15 protein-coding genes are annotated in these 20,812 nt (G+C 69.1%); 8 read left to right on the top strand and 7 right to left on the bottom strand.

The window, feature by feature from the left end:
- Positions 1-29 precede the first annotated feature (29 nt).
- Genes P1J78_RS20585 through xdhA form a run of 4 tightly spaced genes read right to left on the bottom strand, consistent with a single transcriptional unit; the run spans position 30 to position 6,362 of the window.
- Positions 30-1,553 (bottom strand): ABC transporter ATP-binding protein, encoded by a 1,524-nt coding sequence (locus P1J78_RS20585; protein ID WP_275569278.1) that lies wholly within the window; start codon positions 1,551-1,553, stop codon positions 30-32.
- Positions 1,535-2,491 (bottom strand): xanthine dehydrogenase accessory protein XdhC, encoded by a 957-nt coding sequence (gene xdhC / locus P1J78_RS20580; RefSeq protein WP_275569277.1) that lies wholly within the window; start codon positions 2,489-2,491, stop codon positions 1,535-1,537. The genes P1J78_RS20585 and xdhC overlap by 19 nt, the downstream gene beginning before the upstream one ends.
- Complete coding sequence (locus tag P1J78_RS20575; RefSeq protein ID WP_275569276.1) at positions 2,488-4,965, bottom strand: xanthine dehydrogenase molybdopterin binding subunit; 2,478 nt, start codon at positions 4,963-4,965, stop codon at positions 2,488-2,490. Before P1J78_RS20575 ends, xdhC begins: the two co-directional genes overlap by 4 nt.
- Positions 4,962-6,362 (bottom strand): xanthine dehydrogenase small subunit, encoded by a 1,401-nt coding sequence (gene xdhA / locus P1J78_RS20570; RefSeq protein ID WP_275569275.1) that lies wholly within the window; start codon positions 6,360-6,362, stop codon positions 4,962-4,964. The genes P1J78_RS20575 and xdhA overlap by 4 nt, the downstream gene beginning before the upstream one ends.
- 314 nt (positions 6,363-6,676) lie before the next feature.
- On the opposite strand from xdhA, the gene P1J78_RS20565 reads away from it, so the two are divergent.
- From P1J78_RS20565 to P1J78_RS20550, 4 genes are all read left to right on the top strand, one after another.
- Entirely contained in the window at positions 6,677-7,498 is an 822-nt protein-coding gene (locus tag P1J78_RS20565) for a DUF6544 family protein (RefSeq protein ID WP_275569274.1), read from the top strand.
- Between the two features lie 53 nt (positions 7,499-7,551).
- Positions 7,552-11,133, top strand: a complete 3,582-nt coding sequence (gene dnaE, locus P1J78_RS20560) for a DNA polymerase III subunit alpha (RefSeq protein WP_275569273.1) — start codon at positions 7,552-7,554, stop codon at positions 11,131-11,133.
- Positions 11,126-12,052 (top strand): hypothetical protein, encoded by a 927-nt coding sequence (locus tag P1J78_RS20555; protein WP_275569272.1) that lies wholly within the window; start codon positions 11,126-11,128, stop codon positions 12,050-12,052. Before dnaE ends, P1J78_RS20555 begins: the two co-directional genes overlap by 8 nt.
- Positions 12,053-12,126: 74 nt before the next feature.
- The gene (locus P1J78_RS20550; RefSeq protein WP_275569271.1) at positions 12,127-13,014 is read left to right on the top strand and encodes a hypothetical protein; all 888 of its coding nucleotides are present in this window, start codon (positions 12,127-12,129) and stop codon (positions 13,012-13,014) included.
- A 9-nt stretch (positions 13,015-13,023) separates the two neighbouring features.
- Here the strand turns inward: P1J78_RS20550 and P1J78_RS20545 are convergent, their stop codons facing one another.
- Positions 13,024-13,233 carry a SlyX family protein gene (locus P1J78_RS20545; protein WP_275569279.1) on the bottom strand — a complete coding sequence of 70 codons (210 nt, stop codon included), beginning with the start codon at positions 13,231-13,233 and terminating at the stop codon, positions 13,024-13,026.
- Between the two features lie 127 nt (positions 13,234-13,360).
- Here P1J78_RS20545 and hisS point away from each other — a divergent pair, with 127 nt between their 5' ends.
- Genes hisS through hisG form a run of 3 tightly spaced genes read left to right on the top strand, consistent with a single transcriptional unit; the run spans position 13,361 to position 16,700 of the window.
- Positions 13,361-14,908: a histidine--tRNA ligase gene (gene hisS, locus P1J78_RS20540; RefSeq protein WP_275569270.1), complete on the top strand. Its 1,548-nt coding sequence runs from the start codon at positions 13,361-13,363 to the stop codon at positions 14,906-14,908.
- Positions 14,905-16,002 (top strand): ATP phosphoribosyltransferase regulatory subunit, encoded by a 1,098-nt coding sequence (locus P1J78_RS20535; protein WP_275569269.1) that lies wholly within the window; start codon positions 14,905-14,907, stop codon positions 16,000-16,002. The genes hisS and P1J78_RS20535 overlap by 4 nt, the downstream gene beginning before the upstream one ends.
- Complete coding sequence (gene hisG, locus P1J78_RS20530) at positions 16,002-16,700, top strand: ATP phosphoribosyltransferase (RefSeq protein ID WP_275569268.1); 699 nt, start codon at positions 16,002-16,004, stop codon at positions 16,698-16,700. The genes P1J78_RS20535 and hisG overlap by 1 nt, the downstream gene beginning before the upstream one ends.
- Before the next feature lie 66 nt (positions 16,701-16,766).
- Here hisG and P1J78_RS20525 read toward each other — a convergent pair whose 3' ends face one another.
- A complete protein-coding gene (locus tag P1J78_RS20525) occupies positions 16,767-17,198 on the bottom strand; it encodes a DUF1489 family protein (protein WP_275569267.1) in 432 nt (143 codons plus the stop codon).
- A 120-nt stretch (positions 17,199-17,318) separates the two neighbouring features.
- Between P1J78_RS20525 and P1J78_RS20520 the strand changes: the two genes are divergently transcribed.
- Positions 17,319-19,814, top strand: a complete 2,496-nt coding sequence (locus P1J78_RS20520) for an adenosylcobalamin-dependent ribonucleoside-diphosphate reductase (RefSeq protein WP_275569266.1) — start codon at positions 17,319-17,321, stop codon at positions 19,812-19,814.
- A 122-nt stretch (positions 19,815-19,936) separates the two neighbouring features.
- Here the strand turns inward: P1J78_RS20520 and P1J78_RS20515 are convergent, their stop codons facing one another.
- On the bottom strand, positions 19,937-20,686 hold the full coding sequence (locus tag P1J78_RS20515; protein ID WP_275569265.1) for a hypothetical protein: 750 nt from the start codon (positions 20,684-20,686) through the stop codon (positions 19,937-19,939).
- Positions 20,687-20,812 lie beyond the last annotated feature (126 nt).

Below are 20,812 nucleotides of genomic sequence, written 5' to 3'. Positions count from 1 at the left end.
CGGATCGACGCGCGCAGCGCGGCGAAATCTCACCCGTCCACATGCGCCACCTCCATGTCATGCGCCCCGCCCATCATCAGCCCGATCTCCTCGACCGTCAGCCCCTGCGCCGGCCGGGGCTCGCTCAGCCGTCCCTCGTTCAGCGCCGCGAACCGGTCCGAGATCTCCATCAGCTCGTCGAGATCCTGGCTGATCACCACGACCGCCACCCCCTCGGCCGCCAGGTCCAAAAGCGCCTGCCGGATCGCCGCCGCGGCCGAGGCATCCACGCCCCAGGTCGGCTGGTTCACCACCAGGCAGATCGGCCGCTGCAAGATCTCCCGCCCGATCACGAATTTCTGCAGGTTCCCCCCCGACAGCGACCGCGCCGCGTTGCCCGGCCCCGGGGTCCGCACGTCGAACGCCTCGATGATCCGCTCCGCGAACCCCTTCGCCTCGGGCCATTTCAGGAACCCGTTCGCCACCAGCTGCTCGCGGATCGCCCCGGTCAGCACCGCGTTCTCCGTCAGGCTCATATCCGGCGCCGCCGCGTGGCCCAGCCGCTCCTCGGGGGCGGCCAGCAGCCCCAGCCGCCGGCGCGCGTTGGGCCCCAGCCGCCCGACGGCCTCGCCATGCAGACAGACCGCCTCTGCCCGCGCCGGCGCCTCGCCCGACAGCGCCGCCAGCAGCTCGTCCTGCCCGTTCCCGGCGACCCCGCCGATCCCCAGCACCTCGCCCGACCGCACCTCCAGGGTGATGTCCTTCAGCGATGTCCCGAACGGGTTGGCCGAGGCCACCGACAGACCCGAAAGCTCCAGCACCACATCCCCCGGCGCCTTCGCCGCGCGCGACGGCGTGTGCAGCGTCGCGCCCACCATCAGCTCCGCCATCTCGCGGGCCGAGGCGGTCTTCGGATCGCAGGTCGCCACCACCTGGCCCAGCCGCAGGATCGTCGCGTTGTCGCAGAGCGTGCGGATCTCCTCCAGCTTGTGCGAGATATACAGGATCGCCGTCCCCTCGTGCTGCAGCTTGTGCAGCGTCTCGAACAGGATCTCCACCTCCTGCGGCGTCAGCACGCTGGTCGGCTCGTCCATGATCAGGAGCTTCGGATCCTGCAGCAGGCAGCGGATGATCTCCACCCGCTGCCGCTCGCCCGCCGACAGGTCGCCGACCAGCCGGTCGGGGTCCAGCGGCAGGCCGTAGGTCTCGCTCACCTCGCGAATGCGGCGGGCCAGCTGCCGCTGCTTCGGCGCCTCCTCCATCCCCAGCGCCACGTTCTCGGCCACGCTCAGCGCGTCGAAGAGCGAGAAGTGCTGGAACACCATCGCCACCCCGGCCTGCCGCGCCGCGTGGGGCGTGGCGGGCTCGTAGGGCGCCCCCCGCATCGTCATCCGGCCGGCGTCGGGCTTCACCAGCCCGTAGATCATCTTCACCAGCGTCGACTTGCCCGCGCCGTTCTCGCCCAGCAGCGCATGGACCTCGCCCTCCGAGACGGTGAACGACACGTCGTCATTCGCCACAACGCCGGGATAGGCCTTGGTCAGCCCCTCGATGCTCAGGAGTGTGTCTGCCATGCGCCCTCTCCATCCTGCTCCGCCGCGCCCGTCCCGGCCAGCATCTCCGCCGCCACGCCCACCGCGATGGCCTGCGGGTGCTTGCCGAGGCCCGGATCCCCGATCGGGCAGCGGATGCGCGCGATGCTCTCGGGCGCGTGCCCCAGCGCCGCCAGCCGCGACCGGAACCGCGCCCATTTCGTCGCCGACCCGATCAACCCGGCCGCGCCGAACCCGTGCCCCAACAGCCGGTGGCAGATCTCTAGGTCCAGCGCGTGCGAATAAGTCAGCACCAGGTGCTCCGCCTCCCCCGGCGCGTGCCGCACCGCGTCCGCCGGGTTCGCCGCGACAAGCTGCGTGACGCCCTCCGGCACCGTTTCGGGAAACCGCTCCGCGCTCGTGTCGACCCAGGTGATCGCCATCTCCGGCAGCGGCGCCAGCACGCCCACGATGGCCCGCCCGACATGTCCCGCGCCATAGACCCAGACGGACCGCGCGGGCCGCGCCACCGGCTCGATCAGCCAGCCGCCGGACAGCCGCGTCTCGACCGCCGCGCCCGCGCCGCGCGCCCGCGCCATGTCGCGCTTCAGCGCCAGCGGAACGTCGCTATCCCCCGCGACCCGCCGCAGCACCGCCGGCCCGTCCAACGCCTCGACCCGCGCGGCGTCGTAGGCCTCGCAGACCAGCACCACGGCCCCGCCGCAGCATTGCCCCAGCGCCGGCCCCAGCGGCTTGCGCCAGACCGCGTCGCGCCCCTCGGCCAGCGCCGCCCGCGCCTCCGCCGCGGCCTCGAATTCCAGAGCCCCGCCGCCGATGGTCCCGGACTGCCCGCCGTCCCAGACCAGCATCGCCGCGCCGGGCTCGCGCGGGGCCGAGCCCTCGACGGCCGCCACGACCACCCGCGCCACCCGGCCACGGGCGGCGACGGCGTCGCGCAGGGCCTCCACGTCGAAACTCATCCCCGCACCCGTTCGATGGCCGCCAGCACCTTCTCCGGCGTCGCCGGGGCCGACAGGTCGTGATAGCCCGGCCCGCAGGCCGAGACCGCGTCCCAGATCGCCGCCAGCGCCGAGATGCCCAGCATCAACGGCGGCTCGCCCACCGCCTTCGACCGATAGATCGTGTCCTCCCGGTTCCGCCCCTTGTCCCACAGCGCCACGTTGAACACGTCCGGCCGGTCGGAACAGGCCGGGATCTTGTAGGTCGAGGGCGCATGCGTCGTCAGCCGGCCCTTGCCGTCCCACACCAATTCCTCGGTGGTCAGCCAGCCGACGCCCTGGACGTAGCCGCCCTCCACCTGACCGATGTCGATGGCGGGGTTCAGCGAGGCGCCGGCGTCGTGCAGGATGTCGGTCCGCAGCAGCCGGTACTCGCCGGTCAGGGTGTCGACGGCCACCTCGGTCACCGCCGCGCCGTAGGCGAAGTAGAAGAACGGCCGCCCGCGCCCCTGCACCCGGTCCCAGTTGACCTTGGGGGTCTTGTAGAACCCGGTGGCCGACAGGCTGACGCGGCCGACATAGCATTTCTGCACCGCTTCGGCGAAGCTGTAGCTGGCGCCGCCGACCTCCACCTGCCCGTCCGCGAAGCGCACCTGCGCGGCCTCGGTCTGGTGCTCGGCGGCGAGAAACTCGGCCATCCGGCCGCGGATCTCGTCGCAGGCGGCCTTCACCGCCATGCCGTTCAGGTCGGAGCCGCTCGACGCCGCCGTGGCCGACGTATTCGGCACCTTGCCGGTATCCGTCGCGGTGATCTTCACCGAGGCCAGCGGCACGCCGAACCGGCTGGCGGCCACCTGCGCCACCTTCTGGAACAGCCCCTGTCCCATTTCGGTGCCGCCATGGTTCATGTGGATCGAGCCGTCCTGGTAGACATGCACCAGCGCGCCCGCCTGGTTCAGATGCGTCAGGGTAAAGGAGATCCCGAACTTCACCGGCGTCAGCGCGAGGCCGCGTTTCAGCAGCGCGTTGGCCTCGTTCCACTCCGCCACCTTCGCCCGCCGCGCCGCATAGTCGGAGGTCTCCACCAGCGCGTCGACCATCTCGTGCAGCACGAAATCCTCGACGGCCATGTGATAGGGCGTCGTCTGTGCCCCGTCCGGCGCAGCGCCGGCGCCCTCCGGCGCCTCGTCCACCGCGCCCATCGACCCGCGCGAGGCCATGTCGCGATGCGTCCCCGTCGTGACGGGCGCCGGTCCATCCTTCTTCTGGTCGGAGATATCCCGGGGGGCCGCCGTTGTCGCGCCATTGGTCCGAGAGACAATGGCGGCGGGGGCTGGTCCCCCAGCGCTCTCCATCCCGCGATAAAAGTTCCCCCGGCGCACCTCCAGCGGATCGCGCCCCAGCTCGAACGCCACCCGGTCCATGACGGCCTCGATTCCCACCATCCCCTGCGGCCCGCCGAAGCCGCGGAAGGCGGTGGCGGACTGGGTGTTGGTCTTCAGCCGGTGCGAGGTGATCCGCGCCGCCGGCAGGAGATAGGCGTTGTCGGCGTGCAGCATCGCCCGGTCCGCCACCGGCAGCGACAGATCCTGCGCCCAGCCGCAGCGGGCGTATTGCACGAAGTCCACGCCGGTCAGCCGCCCCTCGCCGTCGAACCCGGCGGTATAGTCGATGCGGAAGTCGTGCCGCTTGCCGGTGATGACGAAATCGTCGTCGCGGTCATAGCGCATCCGGCAGGGCCGGCCGGTGACCCGCGCCGCCACCGCGCAGATGCAGGCCAGCGCGTTGCCCTGGCTTTCCTTGCCGCCGAATCCGCCGCCCATGCGCCGGACCTCGACGCGCACGGCGTGCATCGGGACGCCGAGCGCCTCGGCCACCTTGTGTTGGATCTCGGTCGGGTGCTGGGTGGAGGAATGCACCACCATGTCGCCGCCTTCCTGTGGCAGCGCCAGCGCGGCCTGGCCTTCGAGGTAGAAATGCTCCTGCCCGCCCACCGCGACCGAGCCCTCGATGCGGTGCGGCGCGGCGGCGAGCGCGGCCGCCACGTCGCCCTTGGACCAGGTGATCGGCCCGCCCTCGAACCGGCTGTCGGCGGCGAGCGCGTCCTCGATGGTCAGGAGCGCCGGCAACTCCTCGTAAGTCACCTCTCCCAGCTGGGCCGCCTTGCGGGCGGCGAGGTGGCTCTCGGCGATCACAGCAAAGACCGGCTGGCCCAGGTAGAACACCTCCGCCTCCGCCAGCAACGGCTCGTCGTGGATCGAGGGCGAGACGTCGTTGGCGCCGGGAAGGTCCCCGGCCGTCAGCACGGCCACCACGCCGGGGGCCGCGCGTACGGCCGAGAGGTCCATCGAGGCGATCCGCCCGCGCGCCACGGTCGACAGGCCGAAGGCCACGGACAGGCAGTTCGCCGGCACCGGCACGTCGTCGACATAGCGCGCCTGCCCGGTGACATGCAGCGCGGCGGCGTCGTGGGGCAGGGGCTTTGCCACGCTCATGGCTGCACCTCCAGCACGCTGACCGGCGTGCCCGCCCTCTCGTGGAAGTAGCGGATCAGCATGTTGCGTGCCGCGTCCAGGCGATAGCCGGCGGAGGCGCGCATGTCCGACAGCGGCTGGAAATCCTTGGCCCAGGCGTCCGCCGTGGCGGCCACCGTCTCTTCCGTCCAGGGCTGCCCGAGCAGCGCCGCCTCCACCGCCGCGGCGCGTTTCGGGATGCCGGCCATGCCGCCGAAGGCGATGCGCGCGGCGGCGACGCGGCCCTCCTCCACGGTGATGTTGAAACAGCCGCAGACGGCGGAGATGTCCTGGTCGAAGCGTTTCGACAGCTTGTAGCAACGCAGGCTATCGGGCTGGCGCGGGAAGCTCACGGCCTCCACGAACTCGCCCGGCGCGCGGTCCTGCTTGCCGTAGTCGAGGAAGAAGTCCTCCAGCGGCAGCGCCCGCTGCGCGTCGCCCTTGCGCAGGTGCAGCGTGGCGCCGAGGGCGATCAGCGCGGGCGGGCTGTCGCCGATGGGCGAGCCGTTGGCGATGTTGCCGCCGATCGTGGCGGCGTTGCGTACCTGCACCGCGCCGTAGCGGCGCAGCATCTCGGCGAAGGACGGGTGCAGGTCGCGCATCGCCTCCCAGACCTCGGTCAGCGAGGTGACGGCGCCGATCCGCACCTCCTCCGAATCGACATGCAGGTATTTCAGGTCGTCCACGCCGCCGAGGAAGCCGACCTCCGGCAGCTCCCGCAGCGCCTTGGTCACCCACAGCCCGACATCCGTCGCCCCGCCCACGAGCACCGCGTCGGGATGCGCGGCATACCACGCCGCCAGCTCGTCCGCCGATTTCGGTTGTCCGTAGGATGGGTGGGTCCGCGCCCCCGGCGCGGGTTCACCCATCGCGCCCCCGATCAACCCCAGATCCTCCCGCATCCAATCCGGCACCGGCCGTTCCGCCGCCGCCTCCGCCGCCCTCACGATGGGCGCGTAGCCGGTGCAGCGGCACAGGTTCCCGGCCAGCTGGTCGTCGAAATCGCGCCGCCCGTTCAGATGCGCGCAGGCCATCGAGACGACGAATCCCGGCGTGCAGAACCCGCATTGCGAGCCGTGGTGGTCGATCATCGCCTGCTGGACGGGGTGCAGGGTTCCGTCGGGGCCGGCGATCCCCTCGACTGTGCGCACCGCCTTGCCGTCGAGCTGCGGCAGGAACAGGATGCAGGCGTTCACCGCCCGCGCCCCGCTCGCATCCGTCACCATCACCGTGCAGGCGCCGCAGTCGCCCTCGTTGCAGCCTTCCTTGGTGCCGGTCAGCCCGCGCGTCTCGCGCAGCCAGTCGAGAAGGGTCGTGGTGGGCGCGACGTCGGCGATGGTCACCGGGTCTCCGTTGAGGAGAAACGCGATCTGGCCCATGAACAATCCGGTGCCGCTGTCTGTTACCGGCGGTTTCCCGCCTGCGTCCGGCCCGATGCGGCGTAAAGCCGGACGCCCCCTGTTGTCGACCAAGGAAAACGGGTGTTTGCCCAATTGGCAAGCGTTTCGGCAGGGCAGCGGGGGGCTTGTTTGCGCCGATCTGCCCAAAATTTCCGCAGCGAACCGGGCCAAGGCCACGCGCGGGGCAGGCTTGGCAGGATGCCGCCGAGGCGCCGCCGGGCCTCTTGCCAAACCGCCCGCCAGACGCGACGCAGGGTCAAGGACCGCTCGCAGATGCAGAAAATCGACTGACGATGGAAATCGCGCTCTTCGCGGCACTGGCGCTGATCGTGGCCGTCGCCCTGGCGCTGGCGGCGGGGCCGGCGCGCATGGCGCGGCGGGTGCGCGCGCTGGAGGCCCGGCTGGACCGCGCCCCGGCGCCGCGCGACGTGTCCGAGCGACTTCCGGACAGGGTGCGCGACTTCGCGCTGCGCGGCGACGCGACGCCGACCGACCTGGCGGCGCGGGTGCATCTGACGCAGCGCGCGGAATTCCAGCCGAAGCCGGCCGCGCCCTGGATGCTGCTGGAGGCGCGTCAATCCATCGCCATCGGCGCCCCCGGCTTCGTCTGGGAGGCGCGGCAGGACGTCGGACCGCTGCCGAAGCTGCGCGGCTTCGATGCTTTCGTCGACGGCACGGGGCTGTTGCGGATGCAGCTCTTCGGGCTGATTCCCGCGGCGCGGGCGGAGGGGCCGATCACCGACCGCGCGGAGGCGATGCGCTACCTGGCCGAGCTGCCCTGGGCACCCGACGCGATCCTGGGCAACCCGTCGCTGAGCTGGCGCATGGACGGGCCGGACTGGGCGGTGGTGACGATGGAGGTGCCGGGCGGGCCGGTCTCGGCGCGGTTCCGCTTCGATTCGGGCGGCGACATCGTCGAGATGCTGGCCAAGGACCGCCCGTCGACGGACGCGGCCGGGCAGCCGATCTTCCAGACCTGGCGGGGCTGTTTCCGGAACTACCGCATGATCGGCCCCCGCCGCGTCCCGGCCGAGGGCGAGGTGGGCTATGTCTTCGGGGACACATACCGGCCCTATTTCCAGGGCCGGATCACCGGATACGAGACGGTCCACTGACGGGACCGGATACACCGCTTTCCCGGTGCGCCGACACAAGATATGGTGGCGGCATGAGCAGCGATCCCCGATTCATCCACCTCCGCGTGCATACCGAGTACTCGCTTCTGGAAGGCGCGGTGCCGGTGAAGAAACTGGCCGGCCTCTGCGCCGAGGCCGGGATGCCGGCCGTCGCGGTGACCGACACCAACAACATGTTCTGCGCGCTGGAATTCTCGGTTCTGGCGAGCGGCGCGGGGGTGCAGCCGATCGTCGGCTGCCAGATGGATGTGGATTACGACCCGCCCCAGCCGGGCGACAAGCCGCGGCCGCCGGCGCCGGTGGTGCTGCTGGCGCAGAACGAGGCCGGGTACGAGAACCTGATGAAGCTGAACTCCTGCGCCTACCTGGACGCGGGGGGCGCGTTGCCGGTGATCTCGGTGGACGAGCTGTGCGCGCATTCCGACGGCGTGATCTGCCTGACCGGCGGGCCGGAGGGGGCGCTGGGGCGGCTGCTCCAGGCGGGGCAGCGGCCGAAGGCGGAGGCGTTCGTGCAGCGGCTGGCGGCGGCCTATCCCGACCGGCTCTATGTCGAGCTGCAGCGGCATCCGGGCGAGAACGGCGACCTGACCGAGGCGGAGCGGGCGACCGAGCGCGGGCATGTCGAGATGGCCTATGCCATGGGCCTGCCGCTGGTGGCGACCAACGACGTCTATTTCCCGAAGACCGAGATGTACGAGGCGCATGACGCGCTGATCTGCATCGCCGACGGCGCCTATGTCGACCAGCAGCAGCCGCGCCGCCGTCTGACCCCGCAGCATTACTTCAAGACGCCGCAGGAGATGGCGGCGCTGTTCGCCGATCTGCCCGAGGCGCTGGAGAACACCGTCGAGATCGCGAAGCGCTGCGCCTTCAAGGCGGAGAAACGCGACCCCATCCTGCCGCGCTTCGCCGACGACGAGGTGGAGGAGCTGCGCCGCCAGGCGAACGCGGGGCTGCAGGCGCGTCTCGCCGTGATCCCGCACGCCGCCTCGGTCGAGGAGTACCAGGCGCGACTGGACTTCGAGCTGGGCATCATCGAGTCGATGGGCTTTCCCGGCTACTTCCTGATCGTCGCCGACTTCATCAAGTGGGCCAAGGAGCATGACATCCCGGTCGGGCCTGGGCGGGGCTCCGGCGCCGGCTCGCTGGTGGCCTATGCGCTGACGATCACCGACCTCGACCCGCTGCGCTACTCGCTGCTGTTCGAGCGGTTCCTGAATCCCGAGCGAGTGTCGATGCCCGACTTCGACATCGACTTCTGCATGGACCGCCGCGAAGAGGTGATCCACTACGTGCAGGAGAAATACGGCCGCGAGAAGGTGGCGCAGATCATCACCTTCGGGGCGCTCCTGTCCAAGGCGGCGGTGCGCGACGTGGGCCGCGTGCTGCAGCTGCCTTACGGCCAGGTCGACCGGCTGTCGAAGATGATCCCGGTGGAGGGGGTGAAGCCCGTCTCCATCGAGAAGGCGCTGAAGGACGAGCCGCGGCTGCGCGAGGCGGCGCGGGAAGAAGAGGTCGTCGACCGGCTGCTGACCTATGGCCAGCAGGTCGAGGGGCTTCTGAGGAACGCCTCGACCCACGCGGCCGGCGTGGTGATCGGCGACCGACCGCTGGACGCGCTGGTGCCGCTCTACCAGGACGCGCGCTCGGACATGCCGGCGACGCAGTTCAACATGAAATGGGTCGAGCAGGCGGGGCTGGTGAAGTTCGACTTTCTCGGGCTGAAGACCCTGACCGTGATCCAGAACGCCATCGACCTGATCCACGGACAGGGGCGCGACCTGCACACCGGGCCGGACGGGGCGCGGATCTACGAGCCGCCCGAGGGGGCGGAGAACCACATCAACGCGATCCCGCTGGACGACCCCAAGACCTATCGGCTTTACGCCAGCGCCAAGACGGTCGCGGTGTTCCAGGTGGAAAGCTCGGGGATGATGGACGCGCTCCGCCGGATGAAGCCCACCTGCATCGAGGACATCGTGGCGCTTGTGGCCCTGTACCGGCCCGGGCCGATGGAGAACATCCCGAAATACTGCGAGGTGAAGAACGGGCTGTCCGAGCGCGACCACATCCATCCGTCGATCGACCATATCCTGGACGAGACGCAGGGCATCATCGTCTACCAGGAGCAGGTGATGCAGATCGCGCAGGAGATGGCGGGCTACTCGCTCGGCGGCGCGGACCTGTTGCGCCGGGCGATGGGCAAGAAGATCCAGGAGGCGATGGACGCCGAGCGACCGAAGTTCATCGAGGGCGCGAAGAAGAACGGCGTCGACGACGACAAGGCGCTGGAGGTGTGGAACCTTCTCGACAAGTTCGCCAATTACGGCTTCAACAAGTCGCACGCCGCCGCCTATGCCGTGGTCAGCTACCAGACCGCCTGGCTGAAGGCGAACCACCCGGTGGAGTTCATGGCCGGCGTGATGAACTGCGATATCCACCTGACCGACAAGCTGGGCGTCTATGCCGAGGAGGTGCGGCGCAACCTGGGGATCGAGATCGTGCCGCCCTGCGTGAACCGGTCGGCGGCGACCTTCAGCGTGGCGGACGGCAAGGTCGTCTACGGGCTGGGGGCGCTGAAGAACGTGGGCGTGGACGCGATGCAGATGATCGTCGAGGCCCGCCGGGACGCTCATCAGCCGTCCCAGGCGTCTTCGCTCGCCACCGCCGTTGCGGCCAAGGCCGAGGCGCGCGACGAACGGCCGGACAAGCCCTTCGTCACCCTCTACGACTTTGCCCGGCGGGTCGACCTGAAGCGGATCGGCAAGCGGCCGCTGGAGATGCTGGCCCGCGCCGGCGCCTTCGACACGCTGGACCCGAACCGCCGCCGGGTGCTGGACTCGCTCGATGCGCTGGTCGCCTATTCGGCGGCGATCCACGACCAGAAGAACTCGCAGCAGGTGTCGCTATTCGGCGAAGCCGGCGACGACCTGCCCGAGCCGCGGCTGTCGCCCGTGGACGACTGGCTGCCGAACGAGCGGCTGGCCGAGGAGCACAAGGCGATCGGCTTCTACCTGTCGGGCCACCCGCTGGACGACTACATGGGCCCGCTGAAGCGCAAGGGGATCATGACGCTGGAGGAGGTGGCCGCGCAGGCCGAGCGTGCGCCGCTGGTGGCGAAGATGGCCGGCGCCGTCTCGGCCCGGCAGGAGCGGAAGTCGGCCCGCGGCAACCGGTTCGCCTTCGTCGCGCTGTCCGACCCCACGGGGCTGTACGAGGTCACGGTGTTCTCCGACACGCTGGAGGCCGCGCGCGACCACCTGGAGACCGGACAGAACGTGGTGCTGTCGGTCGAGGCGACGATGGAATCGGACCAGCTGAAGCTGCTGGCCCGGTCGGTACAGCCGGTGGACGCCGTGGCCGCGGATGCCGGCGGCGCCGGGCTGCGCGTCTTCGTGGACGAGGCCGAGGCCGTCGCCGCCGTCGCGGCGCTGCTGGAGCGGGCGACGGCCGAGGCCCGGAGCCGCGCGCGCGGACCCGTCCAGCTGTGCCTGATGGCGCCCGACCTGCCGGGCGAGGTGGAGATCGCGCTGGGCGACGGGTTCCACATCAACCCGCAGATCAAGGGCGCGCTGAAATCGCTGGGCGGCGTTGTGACGGTGGAAGATGCCTGACCGGCTGCGCTTCGTCTATCACCTCGGGGTGCACAAGACGGGCAGCACGCTTTTGCAGCACAATCTGCACCGGAACGCGCGGGCGCTGGCGGCGCAGGGGGTGCGCTGTGTCAACACCGCCTGGCCGAAGGGCCTGGAACGCGCGCGCCACCGCCTGCGGCGGCTGCAGAACCCCGCGCGCGGGCAGGGGAGCGAGGATATCCTCGCGTCGCTGAACGGGCGTTTCGTCAAGCAGGCGCGCGCCGTCGGCGCGCATACGGTGCTGGTCTCCGAGGAGAATTTCCTGGGCAACCCGATCCACCGCGAGCTGGAGTGGGGGCACGCGCCGGCGCGGTTCTATCCGCAGGCCGGGCCCTGCCTGCGCGCGCTGATCTACGGGATCGACCCCGCCGATGTCACGGTCGTGCTCTACACCCGCCGGCTTCCGGGGCTGCTGCGCGGACACTACTCGGAGGCGCTGCGCGCCCTGGCCACGGCGGACAGCTACGACACCTTCCTTTCCCGGACCGATATCGAGGGGTTCCGCTTTGACGACCTTGTCGGGCGGCTGGAGGCGGCGGCGCCCGGCATCCGGGTCGTGCTGCGCCCGTTCGAGGCGATCCGGGGCGGCGGCACGGCCTTCGTGGCGGATTTCCTGGAGGTCTGCGGCGTCGACCCCGATGCGCTGGAGATCGACGGCGGTCAGGTGAACCCGGGCGTCGACGCGGCCCAGGCCGAGGCGCTGCGGGCGCTTGGCGCAAGACGGGCGGCCGGCGAAGAGCCAAAACCCCTGCGCAAGGAGGCGCGGCGCATCCTGGAGACGCCGGCCGATCCGGACACCCCGATCGCGGTGCCAGAGCGGCACCGGGCGCGGATCGCCGGGGCGATGCGCGGCGATGTGTCGGAGCGGCTGACGGCAGCCCTGACGGCGGCCGAATAGCGCATCGGGCCACAAGATGGGTTGCGCCGACTCAGTCGGTGACGCTAGGTTTAGTGGAAGGGGGACTGTGCCGCGTGACCTATTCCATCGTCAGACACATCCGTGAACGGCTCCCGGCGGGGCTGTTTCTGGCCGCGGGCGTCGCGCTCGTGACCGCCTGTGCCGGCCCGCGCGGCCCGGTCGTCGACCCCGAGACGATGCTGCCGCCGGACGCGCCGCCGCCCGCCGAATACGCGCAGGACGACACCTATGTGACGCCGCCCCCCACGGCCGCCGCCGCGCCGCGGTCGGAGAAACCGCGCCTGTTCGGCTTCCTGTTCAAGCGGGTGCCGGGCGAGGTGACGGCGGAAGAGACCGAGGTGGCCGCCGCGCCGGTACCGGCGGAGCGGCCCGAGGTGACGACAGGGGCGATGGCGACCTCCGAGGCGCCGTCCTCCGGGCGCGGCGGGTTTCTGGGCCTGTTCGGCGGCAACGATGCGCCTGCCGCCGATGGCCCCGTCGCCGATCTGCCCTTCGGAAAGATCGCGACCGTCTGCGGCCTGTCGCGGCGGGAGATGGGCGAGGAGGTCGCGCGCTCGGGCAACGGGCAATTCCGCCTGTACGACTCCGCGCCCGACAGCGTCGCGCCGCGGGCGCAGTTCCTCACCGGCTTCCGCGACGGCTGTGCCCGGAAGTTCACGGCGTCGCTGGCGCTGTTCGGCACCGCGCAGGTCCACGAGGCGACCCGGTACAACCCGCTGAACACCAACCCGTATTCCGAAACGGACGAGGCCTACGAAACGGTCAAGACGCGGGTCTGCCGGGTGGAGCGGGGCGCGTTCTGCCCGGAGCGGCGGGCCGGCCGGCTCGACCGTCAGGCGGCCTTCCTGTCGGTCTATCGCGATTTCGGCGGCTCGGGCAGCTGGATGGAGCTGTTCCTGCACGACCGCGAACTGGTCGCCCAGTCCACGCTGGGCGGCTGAGCGCGCCCGCTACCAGTGCGGCGGCGTCTGGTCGGCGAGCGGCACCGAGCTGGCCGTCTCGGCCTCACGCTCGGCTTCGCGTTCCATCAGCATCGCGACGCGGCGGGTCTGCCGGTCGATCTCGGCCGACTGGCGCGCGATGACTTCGGACAGATCGTCGACCACCCGTTGCAGGTGGGCGAGCTGTTCTTCGAGGGCGTCGATGCGGGTCTCGTCCATGCCGACGGTGTAGTGCATCGCGCCGGCGGTGGGAACCGTTGTGAACAAGGCGGGGCCGGGCGTTCTTGCCCCTGTTGCGGGCATCCGCTAGACCCCGCCGCGAACGAGACCCCGAAGGGACAGCCCCATGGCCAAGCAGAAGAAACAGCCGCGCCCCAAGGCCGAGACGCCGAAAGGATTCCGCGACTATTTCGGCCATGAGGTCGCCGAGCGCGAGGACATGCTGCGCAAGATCGCCGAGGTCTACCGGCGCTACGGCTACGACCCCCTGGAGTCCTCGGCGGTGGAGACGGTGGAGGCGCTGGGCAAGTTCCTGCCCGACGTGGACCGGCCGAACGACGGCGTCTTCGCCTGGCAGGAGGACGACGACAAGACCTGGCTGGCGCTGCGCTACGACCTGACGGCGCCGCTGGCGCGGGTCTACGCGCAGCACCGCAACGAGCTGCCGACGCCCTACCGGCGCTATGCGATGGGGCCCGTCTGGCGCAACGAGAAGCCGGGGCCGGGGCGGTTCCGGCAGTTCTATCAGTGCGATGCGGATACGGTGGGCGCGCCCACCGTGGCGGCGGATGCCGAGATCTGCGGGATGCTGGCGGAGACGCTGGAGGCCGTCGGGATCGACCGGGGCGACTATATCGTGCGGGTGAACAACCGGAAGGTGCTGAACGGGGTTCTTGAAGCGGCTACATTGATCGACCCCAGTGATCCAAGTCGATTTGCGGAAGAGAGAGGCATCGTTCTTCGAGCAATTGATAAATATGATCGCCTCGGTGACGAGGGTGTTATGCAGCTTCTTGGGAAAGGTCGTCGCGATGAAAGCGGCGACTTCACGAAAGGGGCAGGTCTCACCCCTCACCAAGGCGCGTTGATCATGAGATTCATCAACGCGAAATCAGCCTATGAAGATAATCTTGCAGCAAATCCAATTGGCGACGTGATCGTTGAGCAGAATTTGATCAACGCAGCAGTATGCGACTACTTGAGGGAAATTGTTGGCCCTAGCCCGATTGGGAATGAGGGGATTGATGAGTTAATCCAGATCTCGGAGCTCCTGGATGCCCAAGGCTATGGTCCGGACCGCATCGTCATCGATCCCTCCGTCGTGCGCGGTCTCGGCTACTATACCGGCCCTGTCTTCGAAGCCGAGCTGACCTTCGAGATCCTCGACGAGAAGGGCCGGCCGCGGCAGTTCGGCTCGGTCGCGGGTGGCGGGCGGTATGACGATCTGGTCAAGCGGTTCACCGGGCAGGAAGTGCCGGCGACCGGCATCTCCATCGGGGTCGACCGGCTGCTCGCCGCGCTCAGGGCCAAGGGGCGCGTCGACGGTGTCGCGAAGGGGCCGGTGCTGGTGACGGTGATGGATCGCGACCGGATGGCCGATTATCAGGCGATGGCGGCGGAGCTGCGGAGCGAAGGCATCCGGGCCGAGGTCTATCTGGGCAACCCGAAGAACTTCGGCAACCAGTTGAAATACGCCGACAAGCGCGACTGTCCGCTGGCGATCATCGAGGGCGCGGACGAGAAGGACAAGGGGATCGTCACCGTCAAGGACCTGGCGCTGGGCAAGAAACTGGCCGAAGGGCTGACCCACGAGGAATGGCGCGAGCAGCCGGCGCAGGAAGAAGTTTCGCGCGCGAAACTTGTTGATTATGTGAAAGAGAAGCTCGGCGGATGAGTGGCGACCAGGCGCTCGACGCCGAAATCGTACGGATCTCCGAGGCGTTCCGCGCGGCGGGGGCGCAGGTCGTGGACCTGCCCGTGCTGCAGCCGGCGGAGACGCTGCTGGACCTGTACGGCGAGGATATTCGCGGCCGGGCCTATACCACGCGCGACCCGCTGGCGGGCGAGCTGGTGCTGCGGCCGGACTTTACGGTGCCGGTGGTGCAGATGCACATGGCCTCGGGCGCGACGCCGGCGCGCTATGCCTATGCCGGCAAGGTGTTCCGGACCCAGGAGCTGGACAGCGACCGTCCGCCCGAGCACGACCAGGTGGGCTATGAGCTGTTCGACGGGAGCGACCCGGTGGCGGCGGACGCGGAGGTCTTCGCGCTGTTCGCCGAGGTGCTGTCGGGGCTGCACCTGCGGGCGGCCACCGGCGATATCGGGGTGCTGATGGCGGCGGTGCGCGGGCTGTCGGCGCCGGACTATCGCAAGGCCGCGCTCGTCCGCCATATCTGGCGTCCTCGCAGGTTCCGCGCGCTGCTCGACCGCTATTCCGGCCGGGCGCCGATGCCGCCGGGGCGCATGGCGCTCTTGGAGCGGTTCCGCCGCGGCGACGACGTGCTGGCCGAGGCCGGGCCGATGATCGGGCTGCGCGGGCCGGAGGAGATCCGCGAACGGCTCGCGGTGCTGGCGGCCGATGCCGAGCAGCCGCCCCTGTCGGCGGCGGAGACCGACCTGCTGGACCAGATCGTGACCCTGCGCGAGACGGCGCCGATGGCACTGGAGCGCCTGCGCGACATCGCGGTGGACATGCCGGCGATCACCGCGGCCGTCGCCCGGGTGGAGGCGCGGCTGGAGGCGCTGGCAGCAAAGGGGCTGGACGTGGACGCGCTGGACTTCGAAGGCGGCTACGGGCGCACCTCGATGGAGTATTACGACGGCTTCGTCTTCGGCTTCTACGCCGCGGCGCGGCCGGATCTGCCACCGGTGGCGACGGGCGGGCGCTACGACGCGCTGACCCGCGCGCTGGGCGGCGGCGCGGAGATCCCGGCCGTGGGCGGGGTGATCCGCCCGGCGTTGGTGCAGGCTTTGCGGGAGGCGGGCTGATGGCGCTGAAGCTGGGGGTGCCGTCCAAGGGCCGGCTGATGGACAAGACCTTCGACTGGTTCGGCGCGCATGGCGTGACGCTGGAGAAGGCGGGCTCGGAACGCGAGTATTCCGGCCGGATCGAGGGGGTGCCGGGCTGCGAGCTGGTGCTTCTGTCGGCCGGGGAAATCCCGCGCGAGCTGGCGCAAGGGCGCATCCATCTGGGCGTTACCGGCACCGACCTGGTGCGCGAGAAGCTGGCGCATTGGGAGCAGAGCGTGAAGGAACTGACGCCCTTGGGGTTCGGCCACGCCGACCTGGTGATCGCGGTGCCGAAGGCCTGGGTCGATGTCGAGACGCTGGACGACCTGGACGCGGTGGCGGCGGCGTTCCGGCGGCGGCACGGCCACCGGCTGCGCATTGCGACGAAGTATCACCGGTTGATCCGCGAGTACCTGCGCGAGCAGGGGGTGGCCGATTACCTGCTGGTCGACTCGCAGGGGGCGACCGAGGGGACCGTCAAGAACCTGACGGCCGAAGCGATCGCCGACATCACCTCGTCGGGCGAGACGCTGCGCGCCAACCACCTGAAGGTGCTGGGGGCGGAGCCGGTGCATCGCAGCCAGGCGACGCTGTTCAAGTCGCGCAAGGCGGCATGGTCGGAGGCGGAGCGCGGCGCGCTTGTCGCGATGCTGGAGGCGCTGGGGCTGGACGGATAGGGCGCATGGGGGCGCTGCCCCCGTCGCTTCGCGACTCCCCCGGAGTATTTTCGGCCAGATGAAGCGTCAGAGCACCCCGATCTCGGCCAGCGCGGCGCTGAGCTGCGGGGGGAGGGGGTCCTCGTCCTGGCGGTGCTGCGGCAGGTCGGCAGGGGCGTCGGCCGGGTCGAGGTAGCGCCAGCCCTGGAAGGCGCGTTTCGGCGTGGCGGCGACGCGGATCAGGCCCGGCTCCAGCACGATGCCGCAGCGGCGGATGCCGTCCTGGCGGATCACCTCGTCCAGCCGCCGGATCGGCTGGCGGCACAGGATCGTGCCCTTGATGACCCAGTAGATGCTGCCGCCGGCGAGGATCTCGGCCTCGCGCTTCGGCCACATGCGGGTGACGTGGCGCGGCAGGCCGTCGGGGCCGTGGCTGCGCGGGCTGTCCTGCCAGCGTTCCAGACCCTCGACGCTTTCGGTGCCGACGGAGAGTTTGACAAGGTTGACGAATCTGCTCACGGACTCACCCTTTCCCACGCGACATATCGTAGGACATTCGCCGGAGGCTTCAACCGGTTGTGGAAAAGCCGTCCGGTATGGGATAACCTGCAGGCCCCCTCCGCAGAAGGAATCACGCCGATGACCCGCTTCACCGCCCCGATCGCCGAACAGATCTGGGACATGAAATACCGGCTGAAGGAGGCGGACGGCACGCCGGTGGACCAGACGGTCGAGGATTCCTGGCGCCGGATCGCGCGGGCGGTGGCGTCGGTGGAGGCCGAGCCCGACGCCTGGGTCGACCGGTTCTACGGCGCGCTGGAGGATTTCCGGTTCCTGCCGGCGGGGCGGATCACCGCCGGGGCGGGCACCGACCGGGCCGTCACCCTGTTCAACTGCTTCGTGATGGGGACGATCCCGGACACCATGGCGGGCATCTTCGACGCTCTGAAGGAAGCCGCGCTGACGATGCAGCAGGGCGGCGGGATCGGCTACGACTTCTCGACGATCCGGCCGAAGGGGGCGGACGTGAAGGGGGTGGCGGCGGATGCCTCCGGGCCGCTGTCCTTCATGGACGTGTGGGACGCGATGTGCCGCACGATCATGTCGGCCGGCTCGCGCCGCGGCGCGATGATGGCGACGATGCGCTGCGACCACCCGGACATCGAGGATTTCATTACCGCCAAGAAGGACGCGGCGCGGCTGCGCAACTTCAACGTCTCGGTGCTGGTCACCGACGCCTTCATGGAGGCGGTGAAGGCGGACGGATCCTGGGACCTCAAGTTCGGCGACAAGGTCTATCATACGGTCGAGGCGCGCGATCTGTGGAACCGGATCATGCGGTCGACCTACGATTATGCCGAGCCGGGCGTGATCTTCATCGACCGCATCAACCAGATGAACAACCTGTCCTATTGCGAGACGATCGCGGCGACCAATCCTTGCGGCGAACAGCCCCTGCCGCCCTACGGCGCCTGCCTTCTCGGGTCGATCAACCTGTCGCGGCTGGTCACGGACCCGTTCGGCGGCGGCGCGGCGGTGGACGAGGACGCGCTGGACGAGCTGGTGCGCGTGGCCGTGCGGATGATGGACAACGTGGTCGATGCCTCGAAATTCCCGCTGCCGCAGCAGGCCGAGGAGGCGCGGAACAAGCGGCGGATCGGGCTGGGCGTGACCGGGCTGGCCGATGCGCTCTTGATGGTCGGCGAGCGCTACGGCTCGGACGCCGCGGCGGCGCTGACCGAGCGCTGGCTGCACCGGGTGGCGCGGGCGGCCTACCTGGCCTCGGCCGATCTGGCCGCCGAGAAGGGGGCGTTTCCGCTCTACAACACCGAGAAGTTCCTGGCGAGCGGGTCGCTGGCGCATATGGACCCGGACGTGCGGGAGGCGATCCGGAAAAAGGGCATTCGCAACGCGCTTCTGACCTCGATCGCGCCGACGGGGACGATCTCGCTCTATGCCGGCAACGTGTCCAGCGGGATCGAGCCGGTCTTCGCCTATGCCTATACCCGCAAGGTGCTGCAGAAGGACGGGACCAAGACCGAGGAGGAGGTCGTCGACTACGCGCTGCAGATGTGGCGCGAGCGGTTCGGCGAGGCCGAGTTGCCGGATCATTTCGTGAACGCCCAGATGCTGCAGCCGCTGGAGCATGTGAGGATGCAGGCGGCGGCGCAGAAATGGGTCGATTCGTCGATCTCCAAGACGATCAACTGCCCCGAGGATATCGGCTTCGAGGCGTTCAAGGACGTCTACATGGAAGCCTACGAGACCGGCTGCAAAGGCTGCACGACCTACCGGCCGAACGAGGTGACGGGGTCGGTGTTGACGGTGTCTGAAGATGGCGCTTCACGACAGGTGGAGAGTTTTGGCGAAGCTTTTGCGCGTCACCTTGCGCAGAGTGAAAAAACCGTTTCCGAGGTCGCAAACGCCACAGGGCTCAGCTACCATCTTCTCGATAAACTGAAGAAGCGTCCAAACGCGACGACCGCCGCCGAGAACGCGATGAAGATTGCCGAGTTCTTCGGCAAATCCCTCTCCGAGTTTGTTGAGAAATCCACCCCCGAAGTCGTCTCCCTCACCGGCGCCGAGCCGCAGCAGCCGCATGGCGACGTGGTCTACATCTCCGAGCCGCTGGACCGGCCGCAGCAGCTGGAGGGCCAGACCTACAAGCTGAAATGGCCCGACAGCGAGCACGCGATCTATGTCACGATCAACGACATCATCCTGAACGGGCACCGGCGGCCCTTCGAGATCTTCATCAACTCCAAGAACATGGAGCATTTCGCCTGGACCGTGGCGCTGACCCGGATGATCAGCGCGGTGTTCCGGCGGGGCGGCGACGTGTCCTTCGTGGTCGAGGAGCTGAAGGCCGTCTTCGACCCGCGCGGCGGTGCGTGGATGCAGGGGAAGTACATCCCCTCGATCCTCGCGGCCATCGGCGGGGTGATCGAGCGCCACCTGATCGCCATCGGCTTCATCGAGGGCGAGGGGCTGGGGCTGAAGTCCGACCCGCGCGCCGAGGTGGTGAACCTGAACCGCGGGCGCGGGCCGTCCTGTTCCTCCTGCGGGTCCTACGACCTGCGCATGGTCGAGGGGTGCCTGACCTGCATGAGCTGCGGCTACTCGAAATGCGGCTAAGCTGTCGGCCCCGAGTATTCCGATATTCCTATTCCGACTACCAATTAGTGGCCACCGGCGGGCTTGAAACGTCCATTCCGCAAGCGAAAAAGGTCAATCGGGCAAAGGAGCCCGATTTTCCGCTATTTCTGCCATTTTCGCGCAGGAAGGCGCTTTCGGCTCTGTCCTGAGGGATATGGGCACCGGAATCGGGCGACAGAAACGGTTTTCCAAATTTTTTTGAGCTTATCGGTGGCCGATAGAGCTCTTGGGCTCGGGGCGCGGCTCTGCTTCCGTTCCCAGTAGACCAGTCCGCCAGGAAAGAATACACCGGCGTCCGTTTCGATGACTTGCCGGGAATTCGATGCGCAATGTCGGTAGGTATCGGCCCAAGAAAAGATAAGAACGCAAAAAGGGCGGCTTGCGCCGCCCTTTTTCAAGGTTCCGATGAATTTCCTACTGTGATCGCCAGCGCCGCACCGCATTCTCGATGCGCGCGTAGGCCCGAATGGCTTCGTGCTTCGAATGGTGACGTCGCAGAACTGGTGGCCGTAGGTGTCTGCGCGGGTGTCTTCGATCGTGTAGCAGAGGGCGAGAAACGCCTTGTGCGCCTCCTCGGTCAGTCGAGCGGGGTGGATCGGAGAGCTCATGACGGTCACGCCAGCGATCTCCCGTCCGATCTGCGTGTAGTGCCGGTCCACCCACACGTGCACACGACACAGGCCGTGCTTCTCGATGAGCCACAGCGTCACGTCACAGATGTCCTGCTCCATCCCGAATTCGTCGGGATGAACGCTCAGGCGGCGCTGGCGCGCCGCCTGAAGGGCACAGCGTGCCGCAGTCTCAGTCGGCATTACGGAACCGCGCCAGAAGATCGCTGACCCGCGCGCCATGCCAGAGGGTCATGTCGGAGGCTGGCAAGCCGGTAGTGCCCCGGGAAATGGTGTAGGAACTGGCGTCCACCTGCTTCTTCATAGCTGGTGTCGCTCGTTCACTGGGCGGCGATCATAGTCGCCGCG

It is taken from the genome of Psychromarinibacter sediminicola, assembly GCF_029168335.1.
GTDB classification, from domain to species: Bacteria; Pseudomonadota; Alphaproteobacteria; order Rhodobacterales; family Rhodobacteraceae; genus Psychromarinibacter; species Psychromarinibacter sediminicola.
Note: the sequence above shows the minus strand (reverse complement) of the source record. Positions and strands in the feature narration are given on the sequence as shown.